This window comes from Armatimonas sp. (genome assembly GCF_043760365.1).
Classification (GTDB): domain Bacteria; phylum Armatimonadota; class Armatimonadia; order Armatimonadales; family Armatimonadaceae; genus Armatimonas.
Genome location: NZ_JAYUPA010000487.1, coordinates 1 through 1,643 on the forward strand (window position 1 = coordinate 1; position 1,643 = coordinate 1,643).

Below are 1,643 nucleotides of genomic sequence, written 5' to 3' on the forward strand. Positions count from 1 at the left end.
AACCCATCGGAGCCGCCACACTTCATCCCCAGAACCAATTTAGAGAGCGGCTGCGGCGTGCGAATGTCATTGGCGGCAAGCTCCGCCAGCTCGCTCAGAAGCCGCACGCCCTCACCTATTTCGTCGCTCACTTCCTGGGCGGAGAAGTAGCGCACGCGGTTTTGATCCGCCACGCGAAACGCGGCCACTTGATCCATCAGCGCATTGTTCTCGCAGCCTAGGCCCATGAGCAAGACCCCCGCGCAGTTCGGGTGTGCCGCCAGTGCCGCGATCAGCCGCCGGGTCTGCTGCAAGTCGCCGCCGAGCTGAGCGCAGCCGTACGGGTGTGTGAAGGCGTAGACCCCATCAATGCCGTTCCTACCCGAGAGCCTTGCGTGCGCTTCTCGCGCTACGGTCTCGGCCATCTTGTTGATGCAGCCCACCGTGCACAACACCCACAGCTCGTTACGAATGCCCACTTTCCCATCGGCGCGCAAAAACCCATTAAACTCCCCCGTTTGACGGGGGTTGGGGGGGGGCGTATACGGCACGTACTCGTAGGCCTCGTTGGCCCCGAGCATGGTCTTGGCGTTGTGTGTGTGCAACCAGTGGCCGGGTGCGACAGGCTCCGTCGTGCGGGCAAAAGGCTGGCCGAACTTGCGCACCACCTCGCCTGCGGCCAAGGCCCGAAGGGCGATCTTGTGGCCGGAGGGAATGGCTTGGTCGGTGTAGTAATCGTGGGTGCCGATACGAAGGTGCGTCCCGGCGGCAATTGCCGGGGAGAGCAAAACGGCCACGTCGTCGTCGGGGTGAATCTTAAGGGCGCGGGCTTCCATGGCCTCTAGTATTCGCCATCACTCTCGCTTGCTCCTGCCAGAATCGCCGTGGCGGCTTTCTCACCAGAGCGGATGGCTCCGTTCGTGCTGCTCGCGGTAGTAAACTCACCGGCGAAGTAGGTTTTGGGAAGCGTTGTGCTATTTTGGGGAAGCGTCTGCCAGAAGTTTTTCGGCTGGGCGAACTGCGCGTAGGGAATCCGGTAGGCCGCAAGTGGGTGGTAGGTAGCGAGCGCGGACTGAGCCGCTGTATCGCCGGTAAACATCCGTCGTAGATCCGTGAGTGCGGCGGCAAAGAGCGTGTCATCATCGGTGGTGGGAACGCCTATCACCGACGCCGAGAGGAGGCACTCCCCGTCGGGGGCGTACTCAGGGGCGATATTGGTGAGCAGTGCGGCATGGTTCACAAAAGGGTCGCAGTTGGCGTTGAGTAGCAGTTTCTTGCCCTGCCAGAGCGGGACTTTCCCGGCGAAGTAGAGCGTGGTCGTGCCCACACTGCCCTCAGGCGTGGCGATTCCCGTGAGCCGCGCTGCCTCGGGTGCGGGCGTCGCCACCACGATTGCGTCTGCATCCAGTGTAGCGAGGCTCTCCACCGGCGACTCCAGACGAATGTCCAGCCCCGCGGCGAGCTGGGCGGCGATGGCTCCCATTCCTCGGGCAGGCAGCGCGACATCGCCCTCCGAGAGCATCTTCCAGCAGAACTGAAAGACCCGCGCGGATGTCTGCAAGCTTGGGTCCAGAAAGACACCTCCAAAGAACGGGCGGATAAAGTTCTCCACAAAGAGCGGCGAGAACCCGCGCCGCTTGAGAAAGCGCTCCGTGGTCTCGTCG

General features: G+C 62.9%; 2 protein-coding genes. Both read right to left on the bottom strand.

What is annotated here, in order from left to right; genetic code table 11:
- Nucleotides 1-815, bottom strand: an 815-nt coding sequence (locus tag ACH2EH_RS11435; protein ID WP_395141759.1) for a UxaA family hydrolase, incomplete at its 3' end; no start/stop codon positions are given.
- A gap of 5 nt (nucleotides 816-820) precedes the next feature.
- Nucleotides 821-1,643, bottom strand: an 823-nt coding sequence (locus ACH2EH_RS11440) for an FAD-dependent oxidoreductase (RefSeq protein WP_395141761.1), incomplete at its 5' end; no start/stop codon positions are given.